Here is a 13024-nt window from a genome sequence, read left to right as displayed (position 1 = left end):
TCTTGCGCGCGCCCGCGGGCGCGGTTCAGCTTGCGACGGCCTCGAACGTCTCACCCGGCTGGTGGACGGGAAGGGCAATGGTGAAGGTCGCCCCGTCGCCCGCCCGGCTCGTCACCCGGATGTTGCCGCCCATGGCGCGCACGATCTCCTGAGAGATCCACAGCCCCAATCCGAAGCCACCGAAGTTGCGATCGGGCACCGCACGCTCGAAGCGACGAAAAATGCGCTCCTGATCCTCTGCGGCGATGCCGATGCCGTGGTCTTGTACTTCGATCTCGGCCCAGTCGGCCTGCCGGCGCAGGCGCACGTCGACGGGTTTCCCAGCGCCGTACTTGAGAGCGTTCGCGATCACGTTGGTGATGACTTGGTCGAGCCGAGCCGGATCCCAAAGGCCCACCATCTGTCGGCCGTCGTTGTCGCCGCTCACGCGCAGCTCGCTGCCCACCCGTTGCGCCTCGGTCTCGAAGCGCAAGAGCACCTCGGCGACGAGTCCCGCCAGATTCACGGGCTCCGGGGTGAGGGACAAGCGCCCGCTTGCCAAGCGCGACACGTCGAGCAGGTCGTCCACCAGGCCCGCCAGGCGCCGGGCCTGCCGCCGCACGCTCTCGAGCCGGCGCTGAAGGCGCTCTTGGTCCAAGGGGCGATTCGACGAAAACGAACGATAGAGGCCATCCACTTGCAGCTGCAAAGCCGTGAGTGGGGTCTTCAGCTCGTGCGAGGCGATGGACAAGAAGGCGTCGCGGGTGCGCAGGTTGCGGACCGCCTCGGCCCGCGCTTGCCGCAGACGTGAGGCGTTCCCCTCGGCCACCACGCGGGCTGTCACCTGAAAGCGCGTGATCGTAAAGAGCAGCAGCGAGACGACGATGCCCAGCGCGGCGCCCACGATGATGCCCCCCCAGGACGCCAGCGTCAGCTTGTCCGGGCGCGCCCACGTGCGCATGGTGAAGGTCTGCCCCCCCACGTGCAGCGCGGCCTGTGAAACGAGGCGCTCGTTGCCTTGGCGCTGCCCCTCGAAAAACGCCCGCTCCGACACCGGGGTCTTGCCCTCGTAGAGGGACACCACGAAACGCTCTCGATCCGCGTCCGTCAGAGCCTGGCTCAGCAAATCACGCGCGCGGTAGGGTGCGAACACGAAGCCCGTCAGGTTCTTGCGCCGGGCCTCGACCGTGTTGGGCAAAGGCCCACGGTTGTAAGCGGGCGCATACAGCAAAAATCCGAACTGCGCATCTTCCGTGGTCTCCTGGACCAGCCGTACGCGGCCGGTCATCGTGGGCTCTCCGGTGTCGCGGGCGTGCGCCATGGCGTCTCGGCGCGTGGACTCGGCGAACATGTCGTAGCCGATCGCGCGGTCGTTACGCCAGTCGCGAGGTTCCAGGAACTCGATCACGAAGTACTCCTCACGTAGTCCTTCGGGCCATACCCGGAACCCCGGCGTCTCTTGGCGCACGCCAAACTCGTAGGCGCGAAGCTTTTCGGCCTCCACCCGTCGCGCGAAGCCCACGCCTTGCATTCCCGTGAGCCCTCCGAAACGCACGAGACGATCCGTGAAGTTCCGAAACTCCGGGCCCGAGACGCGGGCATCCACGGCGAACAGCGACGCACCCCCGAGGAGGGCCGAGATGTGCCGGCAGAGGCGGTTCCGGACGCGGTTTTCGGCTTCGATCGCCTGGCTTTCGAGGCGCATCGCTTCTCGATCGTGAACGGCGCGGGCGAAGGTCCAAGTGACGAGCGTGGTGAGCGTCAGCCCCAGCCCCAACACGGCGTAAGAGAGCACCATACCTCGCGTCCGCCCCGATAAAGGGGCGGTAACCGGGACCTCGTCGGTGGCCGGTACGCTGTCATCCCAGCGCGTCAGCGGGTCGGGCGGTGGAGGCACGGATTTTGAAGGGTACAAGTCTCATGCCAGAGAGTGACCGCGAAATTCCGCCCGTTACCGACCCCAGTCGCTACGATTTGGTAACCCATGGTTACGAAAAGGTGGCGGGAAGCGGAGCGCGCGTAATGAAGAACGGTAACAAGACGGGCGATGCGATGAAGGTTCTGCTCGTCGACGACGAGCCGGAACTGAGGGGTATCCTTGACGATGCCCTGTCCGAAGCCGGCTACCAGGTGACGAGCGCCGCGGACGGCGCCGAGGCCATGAGCCGCGTGGGCGAGAACGTCTTTCACGTGGTGATCTGCGACGTGCGTTTGCCGAAAGTCGACGGCCTCACGTTGCTGCGTCACCTCAGAAGCGCCACGCCGGATGCCAAGGTCATCATGATGACCGCGTACGGACAAGTGGCCGATGCGGTGTCCGCACTCAAGGAAGGCGCTTACGACTACCTTACCAAGCCCTTCGACGTCGAGGAGCTCTTGCTTCAGGTCTCGCACATCCGAGAGAACCTCCGCCTCCGCCAAGAGCTCGAAAAAGCCCGCTCGCAGCTGGCCAACGGTGCCCCGATCCCCGGTCAGACGACCCTCATCGGCGAATCTCCGCCCATGCGAAGGGTCAAGGAGATGGTCAGGATGGTGGCGCAAAGCGAAGCTCCCGTCCTCATCACGGGAGAGAGCGGCACGGGCAAGGAGCTTGTGGCCCGCATGGTGCACGAAGGCTCGTCACGTGCCTCGGGACCCTTCGTCGCGGTGAACTGCGGTGCCCTCGCCGAAAATCTCATCGAAGCGGAGCTGTTTGGGCACGAGCGGGGGGCCTTCACTGGGGCGGTGAAAAAGCGGGACGGGCGCTTCAAAGCGGCCGACGGCGGAACTCTCTTCCTCGACGAGATCGGCGAGCTGCCGCCGCCCGCGCAGGCCAAGCTCCTGCGTGTTCTGCAAGAGGGCACCTTCGAGCCGCTGGGCACGAACACCACCCTTCACGTCGACGTGCGCGTGGTGTCAGCCACCCACCGCAACCTCCGCGAGCTCATCAAAACTGCGATCTTCCGGGAGGACCTCTTCTACCGGGTCAACGTGATCGAAATACCGTTGCCACCCCTGCGCGATCGCTCAGGAGATCTGCCGCTGCTCTTGCGGCAGCTGCTGGTGCGCTTCGTTCCTCCGGGCGCCGAGATTCCCTTGGTGACCCCAGCCGCGTGGATGGCGCTCAAACAATATCCGTTCCCGGGCAACGTCCGCGAATTCCAGCACGCCATCGAGCATGCGTGCGTCCTGTCCGGCGGTGGCACGATCGATTTTCACCACCTGCCCGTGAGCATCACGGATGCCGTGCGGCCCAAGTCTGCCCAATTCGCCGCAGCGGAAGAGGCCTCCACGGAGATCAAGCCGCTCCAGGTCGCCATGAAGGAGTTCGAGCGCGAGTACCTCGAACGGGCCCTGCAGGCGACGGGGGGCAAACGCGCCAAGGCCGCAGACATTCTGGGGATCGCCCGCAAGACGCTCTGGGAAAAGCTGCGCTGACGCAAGGACCGTCCGTTCCCCGGCTCCCACGGGCGCCGGGGACGCTGCGAGGCCCAGAGCAGAAGCCCCGATTACGGCCGAGTGTGCGCGCGAACTGCCTCCACGAGGGCGTCGACGTCGATGGGTTTGCGCACGAGCTGCACATCGTTGCTGATCTCGGGGCTCATCGAGGCTGTCACCACGATCACGGGAATCCGGCGGAGGCGCGGATCGCGCGCTCGCGCCTGCAGGAACGCATGTCCGTCCATCACGGGCATGGTCAGGTCGAGGACGATGGCGCTTGGAAGCTCGAGCGCCAGCCGTGTCAGGGCTTCTTGGCCGTTCGCTGCCCTTTGGACCCGGAAGCCTTCATCCTCGAGGACGTCGCATATGGCGTCTCGCACTTCAGGGTCGTCATCGACGACCAAGATTTCGGCGGCAGGCGCGGCGGAGGAAGCAGGCATCATGCGCGGGTACGTTGGTCCGAATCGTTGTAGTTCAGAATACTCAAGACATGAGGGTAGATCAAACCGTCGTTTGGCCTCGGGGGCGGCTTGTGTCCCGCTCGGCATAAGCAAGATTGCGGCCAGCGCCGCGCCGGCGTGGTTACCTGCGGGTGACGGACTCTTGACCGTGAGCCCGTCCCGAAACACTGGCAGGGCGCGCGTCACGAGTCGTTTCAGGCGCTTAGGGCAGCGGGTCTGCGTGGCCCCGCGTTTGAAGCGTTGACCAGTGGGAGAGAACCCAGAATGTCACGACGAGGAAGAGGCTAATGTCTGCGGAAACGGCGGCGCTTCCGGCGTGGGTGTTTCAGCGCGGAGAGGTCCTGGGCGGGACGTACCGTGTGATTCGTCGCCTCGCGGTGGGAGGCATGGGCGAGGTCTACCTTTGTCGGCACGCACGGCTGCCGGGCTTTTTCGTGATCAAGGTTCTCGCGAAGGAGTTTCAGAACTCGACCGAGAGTGTGGTGCGCTTTCGCCGGGAAGCCGAGATCATGGCGTCTCTTCGCCATCCCAACATCGTGCAGGTCTTCGACTTCAACGTCACGGCCGAACGCCAGCCCTTCCTCGTGATGGAGTACCTCGAGGGTCATGACCTCGCTACGGTGCTCGAGCCGCGCCGGCCCATGAGCCGCCTTCAGGTGGTGAACATCATCCGCCAGGTGGCTTCGGCCCTGCAGGCTGCGCACGACGCGGGGATCGTACACAGGGACCTCAAGCCCGAGAACGTGGTGCTGATCCGGGCGCCTGGACAGGAGAATTTCGTGAAGGTCATCGACTTCGGGATCTCGCTCAGCCCCGGAACGACTCGCATCACGGCCAACGAAGTCCTGATGGGCACACCCCACTTCATGTCGCCGGAGCAAGCTCAGGGGCGGCGCGCCGCGGTTGACCCGCGGTCGGATGAGTTTTCCCTCGCGACGATGGCGTACTTGATGCTCACCGGCCGGGTTCCCTTCGGAGGCGATGAGCCACTCACGGTTCTTTACAACGTGGTCAACCAGATCCCCGAGCCTTTGCCCGCCTATCTTGGACCCGAGGCCAACCGCGTCCTCATGAGGGCGCTGTCGAAGCGCCAAGCCGAGCGGTACGACAGTGTGATGGATTTCGCATCGGCGCTCGAGGCGGCGATCGTACAAGGCACGGAGCCCCTCGTGGGGCAGCGGTCGAGCCCAAGCCAGGCGTTCGACCTCACGGAGCGGAAAAACGAGATCGAGACTGCGCCGATCCACATGCCACGTACGAAGCAGCAGCGGCTGCGCCGTTCACGACGCCTCGCCGTGTGGAATGCCTTCGGCACCGCGATGCTTTCGATGTCCGTGGGCGGACTGGCAAGCTTCGTCCTGCTCGAGCACTACACCTTCGATCTCAGTTTTTTGGGAGAAGGGCTGGCCTCCGTGTCGCGTGTCTTGGCCACTTGGGCCACCGAGCTGTGGTGAAAGGGCGCGGCCCCGCCCGGACGCTCGTGCGCCCAGATGGTTACACCTCCGTGACCGATCGGAGGGGCCGTTACTTCCTCGTGCGCTGGCGATGAAGTCCTGGGTGCACGCGCAGACGCGCAAAGCCTGAGGTTTGGTTGACGTTTCGCTCTGCCACCTGCGCGCCCCGAGGCGCTCGCGCCGCATTGGCACGACGCTTGAAGCGGCTCGGAGCGGATCAACAACCCTCACCCCAGCGGAGGACGCAAGCGATGAGCGTAGACGAAAAAGCGAAACAGGTTGCCAGCGAAGTGGGTACGTTTGCAAACGGACTGCCCGACCACATCGAGGATGCCCGCCTCGTTGCCGAATCCTGGAAGCAGCGAGCCCAGGAGTTCGTGCGAAAGAACCCGGGAGCTGCGCTCGCGGGCGCGTTCGCCATTGGATTCATTCTCGCCAAGGTGGCTCGCCATGCCTGAGACCAACGGAGAAAAGATGGAAGAGACATCTCAGGCCCCCTACTCTGCAAGCAACGACGATCGGGGGGCGGAAGTCTGGGAGCAGGCCACCTCCACCTGGCACCGTGTGATTGACTTTCTCGCGCGGGAGGCGGCGGACCGGCCCCTTCGCACCACCCTCGTCACGTTGGGGATGGGCTATGTCGTGGGGGGGGGGCTCTTCTCGCCGCTTACCGCGCGCCTGTTCGGAACATCGCTCAAAGTGGGGCTGAGGGTGCTGGCTCTGCCCGCGATCGCCAAGGGCGCTGTCGAGCTCGGGCGGCAGCTGGTTCAAGATCGGGATGATGCGGATCCGCGAGGACCGCACTACGACTGACCTCACAAGGAGTCCGCTCATGGCCACTGCACCCCCCCCCACCACCCTCGAGAAAACCTCCGAGCGGACCGTGCTCGGCAACCACCACGACGGCTCGGTCGCGGCTTTGGCGAGGAGCAGCTTCGAGTCGCTGGTCGATCTGCTCTCGGCGCAGATCAAGATGGCGAAAGTGGAGATGGCACGAGACGCACGCCTGGTCCTGCGGCGTGCGCTCACCGTGTCCGTTTGTCTTCCCCTGATCTTCGCAGGATGCCTGGCATTGAGCGCGGCCGTGGTGGCGCTCTTGATGCGGGTCATGCCCGCGGCGGCGGCCCTTGCCGTCGTGGGCGGGCTCGAGGTGCTGCTCGGGGTCTTCGGTACCCTGGTGATGATCACCAGGATGAGGCGTACCGAAGCCCTGGACCGAACGAAAGGCGAAGTGAACCGCAGCGTGGAGGAGGTGGGCAGCGCCCTGTCCCCCGGCTCTCCCCAGAAAACTCTCAGGAAAGACTCATGAGCAAATCCCTCATTCCTCACCCCGTCGAGACGGAGCTGGATCGTTTGGAAGGTGAGATCGCTTTGCGAAGAGAGTCGCTCATCGAGTCTCTGACCGAGCTGCGGGACGAGGTCGCGGAGCTCGCGCAGTGGCAGACCTGGGTGCGCCGTCGGCCCCTGACGGCGGTGGGGCTTGGGCTTCTCGCGGGCTGGACTCTCGGGAAGCTGCTGCGGCTGCGCTGAGCCCACAGCGCGGGCCGCTAGGGCGCGGGTGCGCGCCCCACCAACACGCGGATGATCGCCGTCACGACGGCGGCGGCCAACAACAGGTGAATGAACCCATGGGTCGTCACCGAGGTGAGCACGGCCAACATCCAGAGCAGGATGAACCCAAGCGCTAGCGTCCAAAGCATCGTCTCGTCTTTCGTGGTTCGCCATCGATCGGGGATGGTCTTCACCTCGTCCGTTCAAGACCAGTGCCAAGCCGCGGACGAAGCGCCGCGACTGACCGCGAGCCTTCGAAAGCACGAAAGCTCCGCGGGCGCTACCCCGGGAGCTCTCGACGACGCCAGTCTGGCAGGCCCGCAGCGCCGCCGCGGGCCTGGCCAGCTCAGGTGAGTACGCTCGCTTCGTCCTCGCCACGGAGCGAGTTTTTCCCCTTGATGTTGCGGAACTTGTTGCTGACGTCCTCGCGAAGGTCTCGCCCTGGCTTGGGAGCAAACAGCAACGCAGCGCTGGCACCCACCAGCAAGCCCACGCCGAACACGGCCAAGTTGCTGGCCATCCAGCGCGTGGTCGAAGCCTTCGATGCAAGACCCAGTGCCCCGAGGATTTCGTCCCTGTTCATCTTCTTGAGTTGTTCCATCTTCATCTTCGTCCTCCGCTGTAAAGAAAGTGCAGTGCGCTCGAGATTCCCGTCGAGCTTCAAGAGGCATGCCAGGTGGAACTCGTCTCGATCGGCGCGCGCGGGCTTGCCGAGGGCACAGATTCGTGACGAAGACGGGTAGCGGGATCCGTTTCCGAAACGCCATCGGGACGACACAAACGGGATTGCGTTCACGGTCGAAGCGACCTTTACTCACGGTGATGGGGTCGATGTCATCTCAAGTAGATGAGGCAGCGTCACGAGCGCAGGTGACGGCGGTGCGGATCTCTGCATCGGAACGCGGCTACCACGCCGACGTGGTGCCCATGAACGGCGGTGCGCTCACGCGGGTCTCCGATCCCGCTGGCGAGGTGCTCGTCCGGGTGCACCACTCCTCGTTGAACTACAAAGATGCCCTTGCCCTCACCGGTGCGGGCAAGGTCGTTCGCCGTTTCCCCTGCGTGGCTGGCATCGATCTGGCGGGCGAGGTGGTGGCGTCGTCGAGTGAAGCGTATCGGCCGGGGCAGCTCGTGCTGGCCACGGGATACGACCTCGGCACCGCGCATGATGGGGGACTGGCCACCCATGCCCGCCTCCCTGCACGCTGGCTCGTGCCCCTTCCCGCGGCCCTCAGCTCTTTCGAAGCGATGTGTCTCGGCACCGCGGGGTTTACGGCGGCGCTCGCGATCGAGCGCATGGAGGCGATGGACTGCGAACCCTCACGGGGTCCGGTCGTCGTGTCAGGCGCCACGGGCGGCGTGGGCTCGCTTGCGATCGACATGCTCGCGGGCCGTGGTTACGAGGTGGCGGCCTTGACGGGCAAGCTGGGCAACGAGCCGATGTTGAGCGCGCTCGGCGCCCGGCAGCTTCTGGATCGCCACACCGTGACGTCGAGCAAAGCCCTGGACACAGGCCGCTGGGCTGGCGGCATCGACAACCTCGGGGGGCCCTACCTTGCGTGGATGCTGGCAACGGCGCTTCCCGGGGCCGTGGTGGCGAGCGTGGGGAACGCCGCCCACGCCTCCCTCACGACGACGGTCTTTCCGTTCATCCTGCGCGGCGTGAGCCTGCTGGGCATCGACTCGGCTTATTGCCCTGCTGCGCGGCGTGAGCGCGTCTGGAGCCGCCTGGCTCTCGATCTGCGCCCTCGCTCTTTGGGTCAGTTCGTGAAGACCCTTGCGCTCTCTCAGGTCATCGAAGCGAGCCGCATGCTGCTCGCAGGAACGAATACGGGGCGCTTCGTCGTCGACCTGACCCGTGAAGCTTGACGGGGTCGGACCTTTCGGCCGCTCCGTGCGGTGTCTCCCTCCCTCTCCGTGCGCCCGTGCGCCTGGGGCGGGGCCATACGATCGCTGCCGTGACCGCAGCGGCCCCGTCAGGCCAGGAAGTCCTTTGTTTCGTAAGCCTCGCGAATGTGATGCATCGTGGCCTCTTCGAGGAGATCCTGCATGGTCGAACCTCCATACCGGGCCGCGATGCGATCGTCGTATTCGTCGGCGATGATGGCGAAATCGGCCAACGTGTCCAGGAACTCCTGCGCATCGGCCAAGTCGCGATCCAGCAAAGTGTGGCACAGGAGCACGACGTTCCCCTTGGGCACGAACGCAAAGGCCCCGAAGCGCATGCTGGCGTTCAGCTCGAGCAGCTCGAGGGCCAGCGGGACCTCCATCGTGACGCCCTTGACCAGCTGGGCTGTCAAGCGGATCACGACATGACTTCGCTTCCAGGGCAAGACGCTGATCATCACCAGGCTCGAGCCCTGCTTGATCACGTAGAGGCCTTCATCGACTTTTCGGTAGGCCGAGCTTTGTCCGAGGAGCTCCTCCACGCGCTGGCAGGTCTCGGCGAGGGCTCTGTTCTTGGGACTACGCGATGCCGTGCTGGACATGTTCATTGGCTACCACGACGTGCGCAGCTGGCAAAGCTGCGCGTTTGTAAACTCGCGCGTGCACCTCGAACGAGGCGCTGCGCTGAGGCTCAGCGCGTGCCCGCCGGGGCGCGTCCACCCCCCACGAAAAGAGCCGCCCAGCCGGAAATGAACGCCAGCCCTCCCAGGGGCGTGATCGCCCCCAGCCAGGTCGCGCCCGTGATCGCCAGCAGGTACAAGGTGCCGCTGAACACCACGACGCCCCCGAGGAACGCCCAGCGGGTGACCCCGCCCAGGCGCAGCCGGGGTCCTGCCAGAACCACCGCGAGCAGTGCCACGGCGTGAATCAAGTGGTAAAGCACGCCCGTACGGTAGACCTCGAGCAGCGGCGGTGAGATCCGGTCTTTGAGGCCGTGCGCACCAAAGGCACCCAGCGCCACACCCACGGCGCCCACGAGCCCCGCGCAGCGCACCCAGAAGCGGTCGTCCGTCCCCCGGTTGTTCATGTCCCGATCGTTCGTTTCCATCAAGCGCTCACGACGTGAAGGGTTCGGGCATCCGCTCGTCCCGGTGTAAGCCGAGGCTGCGCATTTTTTTGTGAAGATTGGTGCGTTCGATGCCCAAGAGCGCGGCCGTCCGCGAGATGTTCCAGGCGTTGTCTTCCAGCTTGGCTTTGATGTACTGCCGCTCCATCAGGTCGCGAAACTCCCGCAGCGGTAGCTTCGTGGCCTCGGTGGGCAGCTCGAGGCCCGCAATCTGCGGCGGTGGCGTGCCCTTGGCCCGCTCGGCCTCGGTGACAATCTCCTCGGGCAGGTCACCAAGACCGATGCTGTCTTCCGACAGAATCACCAGGCGTTCGATCACGTTGCGAAGCTCCCGGACGTTGCCAGGCCACGGGTAGGCGGCCAACACGGCCAGCGCTTCGTCCGAGACGGGCTTCGTACGCAGGCCGTTTTCACGGCAGATCTGTTCCACGAAAGACTTCGCCAACAAGGGCACGTCCTCGGCGCGCTCTCGGAGCGGCGGGGCTTTGAGCGGCACGACGTTCAGGCGAAAATAGAGATCTTCACGAAAGTGGCCCGAGGCCACGCCGGCCTGCAGGTCGCGGTTGGTCGCGGCCAGCACGCGAACCTCCACCTTCAGCGTCTGTTCGCCACCCACCCGGGTGAACTCGCCCGACTGCAGCACCCGCAGCACCTTGGCCTGGGCGGATAGGCTCATGTCGCCGATCTCATCGAGAAAGATCGTTCCGCCATCCGCTTGCTCGAACAATCCCTTTTTGCGCTGGCTCGCGCCGGTGAAGGCGCCGCGCTCGTGTCCGAACAACTCCGACTCGATGAGCTCGGGTGGGATCGCGGCACAGTTGACCTTCACGAAGGGCTTGTCGCGCAGAGGACTTTCCCGATGTACGGCGCGCGCGATCAGCTCCTTGCCTGTCCCGGACTCGCCCGTGATGAGCACGCGGGTGCGGGTCGGCGCCACCTTCGAGATCTGCGTGAACAGCGCCGCCATGCCCGCGCTTCGTCCCACCATCTCCCATCGGCCTTCGGCCAACGCACGAAGTCCCTCGACCTCCATCACCATGGCCCGCCGCTCGAGCGCGTTGCGCACCGTCACCATGAGCCGGTCTCGATCGAGGGGCTTGTCGAGAAAGTCATAGGCGCCCGCCTTGACCGCTCGTACGGCATCTTGAAGCGTCCCGTGCCCCGAGATCATGATCACGCTCGGGCGCACGGGGCCGGCCGTGTTCTTCATCAGGGCGTCGAGCGCCTCGAGTCCCGACACGCCGGGCAGCTGTACATCGAGCAGCATCACGTCGGCGCCCACGTCCGGCAGGCGGGCCAGGGCCTCTTCGCCGCTCGCCGCCTCCTCCACGGTGTAGCCCTCGCCCTCGAGCACGAGGCGGACGGTGCGGCGAATGTTTTTCTCGTCGTCGACGATGAACACCGTGGCGGGCATGGCGCGCGATTCTAGCAGTTGTGGGCAAGGCCGTGGCCGGGCCCTGGCTCACTGCCAAGGCAAAAAGCCCACGTCGGCGCCTGGCTGAAGGTCGAGGGCCTTGGCGAGCGCCGGGGGCACGATCAGGTGGCCGGCGACGAGGCCCACCTGCCCACGTGCCGCGCGGAAGTAAGGAGGCTCGTCGAGCCGGTGGGCGACGATTCCGTCGAGGGCGGCCACGCGCGCGGGCACGGGCGCCACGTCCTCCACCCTCAACTTTCGCGTGGCGCGCACCAGGGTGACGTCGTCCGTGCGGGCGTGAAAATGGGGTCCCCCGTCGAAGGGATCGATGCGGTTGGCGTAGCGAAAGCCCACGGCGCGCAGCATGTGCTCGACCCCCTGGGTTGCAGGGCCCACTTGTCCTATCAAGGCCTGCGCCTCGGGGGACAGCAGGGTGGCGTAGATGGGCCCATGGGGGAACAGGGTGCGAATGAACTCTTTGTTTTCGCGCGAAAGCTGATCGGCCTGCTGGTAGGAAAGTCCCGTGAACCGGCGTCCAAGGCTCTCCCACAGCAGGCTCGTGCCGTCGGGCTCGAGGGGCGGCATCAACTCGGAGACGATCTCGGACTTGAAGTCTGCCCGGTGCAGAGCGATGTACACGAAGCGTACGAACGAGAGCAGCTTGCCGAGCCGTGCGGGATGACCCCGGAAGTGAGGGCGAAGAACCAGCCCCCCGATCTCCGTGACCCCCTGGTAGTCATAACCGATGCGCAAAACCGTGTGTACGAACAACCGGTCGAGTGTTTCGCTGTACCGCTCCTCCGTGCCCACGTCGAAGAACACGTGGGGCGCCTTGCGCGAGCCGTGTTGCGCGAAGACCATCGAACAGCCTGCCAGGACGCCGGGTGCGTCGCCCTCGAGCACGAACATGAACTCGCGCCGGTGCGCGTCGAGGCGTCCCGCAAACGACCGCTCGGACTGGCTGACGATGGCGGCGATGCGCTCGCGATCGTGGGGCAGGTTGACGGTGGCCAGGTGGCCGGCCACGTCGTAAAGCGCGTCCACGTCCGCGCCGGTGGCCGCACGAATGGTGAACCTGCTTCCAGGTTGAGTCACGGGCCGCCCGAAAGCCACGAGCGCCAGCGGGTTTGGCCGGGCAACGCGCCGAGCCCTTCCAGGGCGACCCGCAGCGGGGCCTCGAGCCCCGTCGGCGCGAGCGGCCTGGCGGGCAAGAGCACCGTGTAATCCACGATGCGCATGGGCCGGACCGCGGCCTCCGCTCCCTCTTTCGCGCCCCCCCGACGGTTGCGGGCTTCGATCCAGTCGAGAATGCGCGGCAACGCACGGGCGGTCGAGGGGTGGGTGTCGTGCAGCAGCAGAATCCCCCGGCCGCTCAGCCGTTCGAGCTGTGCGGTCACCGCGGGAACCGTGGTGTCGGCAGACTGCCCCCGCCACTCCTGCGGATCCACGTTCCATCCCACGTTGAGCAGGTTGCGTTCGGCCAGCGCCGCCTCGAGGGCCGGGCACGTGCCACCGTAGGGCGAGCGGAACAGCCGCGGGTAAACGCCCGTGGCGGCCGTGATGATCTCCGCGTTACCGTCGATCTCGCGCGGAATCGACTCCTGCTCCCGGCAGAGTTTCTGGTGGCTGAACGAGTGATTGCCCACGAAGTGCCCGTGCGCGGCCAGCTTGCGCAGGAGGTGTCGCCGCGCGCGATCCGAGGGCCGGTCGCCCACGATGGACTTGCCGTTGA

At 65.7% G+C, this 13024-nt stretch carries 15 protein-coding genes; 7 read left to right on the top strand and 8 right to left on the bottom strand.

The window, feature by feature from the left end:
• Positions 1-25 precede the first annotated feature (25 nt).
• Positions 26-1876, bottom strand: coding sequence for a CHASE domain-containing protein (locus KA712_13650; GenBank protein ID MCG5054003.1), 1851 nt, complete (start codon positions 1874-1876; stop codon positions 26-28).
• Between the two features lie 23 nt (positions 1877-1899).
• Here KA712_13650 and KA712_13645 point away from each other — a divergent pair, with 23 nt between their 5' ends.
• On the top strand, positions 1900-3396 hold the full coding sequence (locus KA712_13645) for a sigma-54 dependent transcriptional regulator (protein MCG5054002.1): 1497 nt from the start codon (positions 1900-1902) through the stop codon (positions 3394-3396).
• Between the two features lie 71 nt (positions 3397-3467).
• On the opposite strand, the gene KA712_13640 is transcribed toward KA712_13645, so the two are convergent.
• Positions 3468-3842 (bottom strand): response regulator, encoded by a 375-nt coding sequence (locus tag KA712_13640; protein MCG5054001.1) that lies wholly within the window; start codon positions 3840-3842, stop codon positions 3468-3470.
• Between the two features lie 305 nt (positions 3843-4147).
• Between KA712_13640 and KA712_13635 the strand changes: the two genes are divergently transcribed.
• The 5 genes from KA712_13635 (at position 4148) to KA712_13615 (ending at position 6844) form a co-directional block, all read left to right on the top strand.
• Positions 4148-5314, top strand: coding sequence for a serine/threonine protein kinase (locus KA712_13635; GenBank protein ID MCG5054000.1), 1167 nt, complete (start codon positions 4148-4150; stop codon positions 5312-5314).
• 251 nt (positions 5315-5565) lie between these two features.
• Positions 5566-5772 (top strand): hypothetical protein, encoded by a 207-nt coding sequence (locus KA712_13630; GenBank protein MCG5053999.1) that lies wholly within the window; start codon positions 5566-5568, stop codon positions 5770-5772.
• Positions 5765-6127, top strand: a complete 363-nt coding sequence (locus KA712_13625) for a hypothetical protein (GenBank protein MCG5053998.1) — start codon at positions 5765-5767, stop codon at positions 6125-6127. Before KA712_13630 ends, KA712_13625 begins: the two co-directional genes overlap by 8 nt.
• A gap of 19 nt (positions 6128-6146) precedes the next feature.
• On the top strand, positions 6147-6623 hold the full coding sequence (locus KA712_13620; protein ID MCG5053997.1) for a phage holin family protein: 477 nt from the start codon (positions 6147-6149) through the stop codon (positions 6621-6623).
• On the top strand, positions 6620-6844 hold the full coding sequence (locus KA712_13615) for a hypothetical protein (protein MCG5053996.1): 225 nt from the start codon (positions 6620-6622) through the stop codon (positions 6842-6844). Before KA712_13620 ends, KA712_13615 begins: the two co-directional genes overlap by 4 nt.
• Before the next feature lie 17 nt (positions 6845-6861).
• Here the strand turns inward: KA712_13615 and KA712_13610 are convergent, their stop codons facing one another.
• Together KA712_13610 and KA712_13605 are read right to left on the bottom strand one after the other, a co-directional pair.
• Entirely contained in the window at positions 6862-7014 is a 153-nt protein-coding gene (locus tag KA712_13610) for a hypothetical protein (protein ID MCG5053995.1), read from the bottom strand.
• A gap of 197 nt (positions 7015-7211) precedes the next feature.
• On the bottom strand, positions 7212-7661 hold the full coding sequence (locus KA712_13605) for a YtxH domain-containing protein (GenBank protein ID MCG5053994.1): 450 nt from the start codon (positions 7659-7661) through the stop codon (positions 7212-7214).
• A gap of 35 nt (positions 7662-7696) precedes the next feature.
• Here KA712_13605 and KA712_13600 point away from each other — a divergent pair, with 35 nt between their 5' ends.
• A complete protein-coding gene (locus KA712_13600) occupies positions 7697-8734 on the top strand; it encodes an acryloyl-CoA reductase (protein MCG5053993.1) in 1038 nt (345 codons plus the stop codon).
• A gap of 107 nt (positions 8735-8841) precedes the next feature.
• Here the strand turns inward: KA712_13600 and KA712_13595 are convergent, their stop codons facing one another.
• The 4 genes from KA712_13595 to KA712_13580 all read right to left on the bottom strand — a co-directional run bounded on the left by KA712_13595 (position 8842) and on the right by KA712_13580 (position 12747).
• The gene (locus tag KA712_13595; GenBank protein MCG5053992.1) at positions 8842-9354 is read right to left on the bottom strand and encodes a YbjN domain-containing protein; all 513 of its coding nucleotides are present in this window, start codon (positions 9352-9354) and stop codon (positions 8842-8844) included.
• An 89-nt stretch (positions 9355-9443) separates the two neighbouring features.
• Positions 9444-9839 (bottom strand): DUF423 domain-containing protein, encoded by a 396-nt coding sequence (locus tag KA712_13590; GenBank protein MCG5053991.1) that lies wholly within the window; start codon positions 9837-9839, stop codon positions 9444-9446.
• 28 nt (positions 9840-9867) lie between these two features.
• Positions 9868-11292 (bottom strand): sigma-54 dependent transcriptional regulator, encoded by a 1425-nt coding sequence (locus KA712_13585; GenBank protein MCG5053990.1) that lies wholly within the window; start codon positions 11290-11292, stop codon positions 9868-9870.
• 48 nt (positions 11293-11340) lie between these two features.
• On the bottom strand, positions 11341-12747 hold the full coding sequence (locus tag KA712_13580) for an arginine N-succinyltransferase (GenBank protein MCG5053989.1): 1407 nt from the start codon (positions 12745-12747) through the stop codon (positions 11341-11343).
• Positions 12748-13024: the final 277 nt, after the last annotated feature.

Source organism: Myxococcales bacterium (assembly GCA_022184915.1).
GTDB lineage: Bacteria > Myxococcota_A > Polyangia > Fen-1088 > Fen-1088 > JAGTJU01.
This window is presented reverse-complemented; position numbering and strand designations above follow the sequence as displayed.

What these genes read in the sequence shown, in the direction of transcription:
- KA712_13595 (MCG5053992.1), bottom strand. Translation starts at nt 9,354, where the DNA reads ATGTCCAGCACGGCATCGCGTAGTCCCAAGAACAGAGCCCTCGCCGAG.
- KA712_13645 (MCG5054002.1), top strand. Translation starts at nt 1,900, where the DNA reads ATGCCAGAGAGTGACCGCGAAATTCCGCCCGTTACCGACCCCAGTCGC.
- KA712_13580 (MCG5053989.1), bottom strand. Translation starts at nt 12,747, where the DNA reads ATGGAACGTGGATCCGCAGGAGTGGCGGGGGCAGTCTGCCGACACCAC.
- KA712_13630 (MCG5053999.1), top strand. Translation starts at nt 5,566, where the DNA reads ATGAGCGTAGACGAAAAAGCGAAACAGGTTGCCAGCGAAGTGGGTACG.
- KA712_13620 (MCG5053997.1), top strand. Translation starts at nt 6,147, where the DNA reads ATGGCCACTGCACCCCCCCCCACCACCCTCGAGAAAACCTCCGAGCGG.
- KA712_13625 (MCG5053998.1), top strand. Translation starts at nt 5,765, where the DNA reads ATGCCTGAGACCAACGGAGAAAAGATGGAAGAGACATCTCAGGCCCCC.
- KA712_13590 (MCG5053991.1), bottom strand. Translation starts at nt 9,839, where the DNA reads ATGAACAACCGGGGGACGGACGACCGCTTCTGGGTGCGCTGCGCGGGG.
- KA712_13600 (MCG5053993.1), top strand. Translation starts at nt 7,697, where the DNA reads ATGTCATCTCAAGTAGATGAGGCAGCGTCACGAGCGCAGGTGACGGCG.
- KA712_13615 (MCG5053996.1), top strand. Translation starts at nt 6,620, where the DNA reads ATGAGCAAATCCCTCATTCCTCACCCCGTCGAGACGGAGCTGGATCGT.
- KA712_13610 (MCG5053995.1), bottom strand. Translation starts at nt 7,014, where the DNA reads ATGCTTTGGACGCTAGCGCTTGGGTTCATCCTGCTCTGGATGTTGGCC.
- KA712_13640 (MCG5054001.1), bottom strand. Translation starts at nt 3,842, where the DNA reads ATGATGCCTGCTTCCTCCGCCGCGCCTGCCGCCGAAATCTTGGTCGTC.
- KA712_13635 (MCG5054000.1), top strand. Translation starts at nt 4,148, where the DNA reads ATGTCTGCGGAAACGGCGGCGCTTCCGGCGTGGGTGTTTCAGCGCGGA.
- KA712_13585 (MCG5053990.1), bottom strand. Translation starts at nt 11,292, where the DNA reads ATGCCCGCCACGGTGTTCATCGTCGACGACGAGAAAAACATTCGCCGC.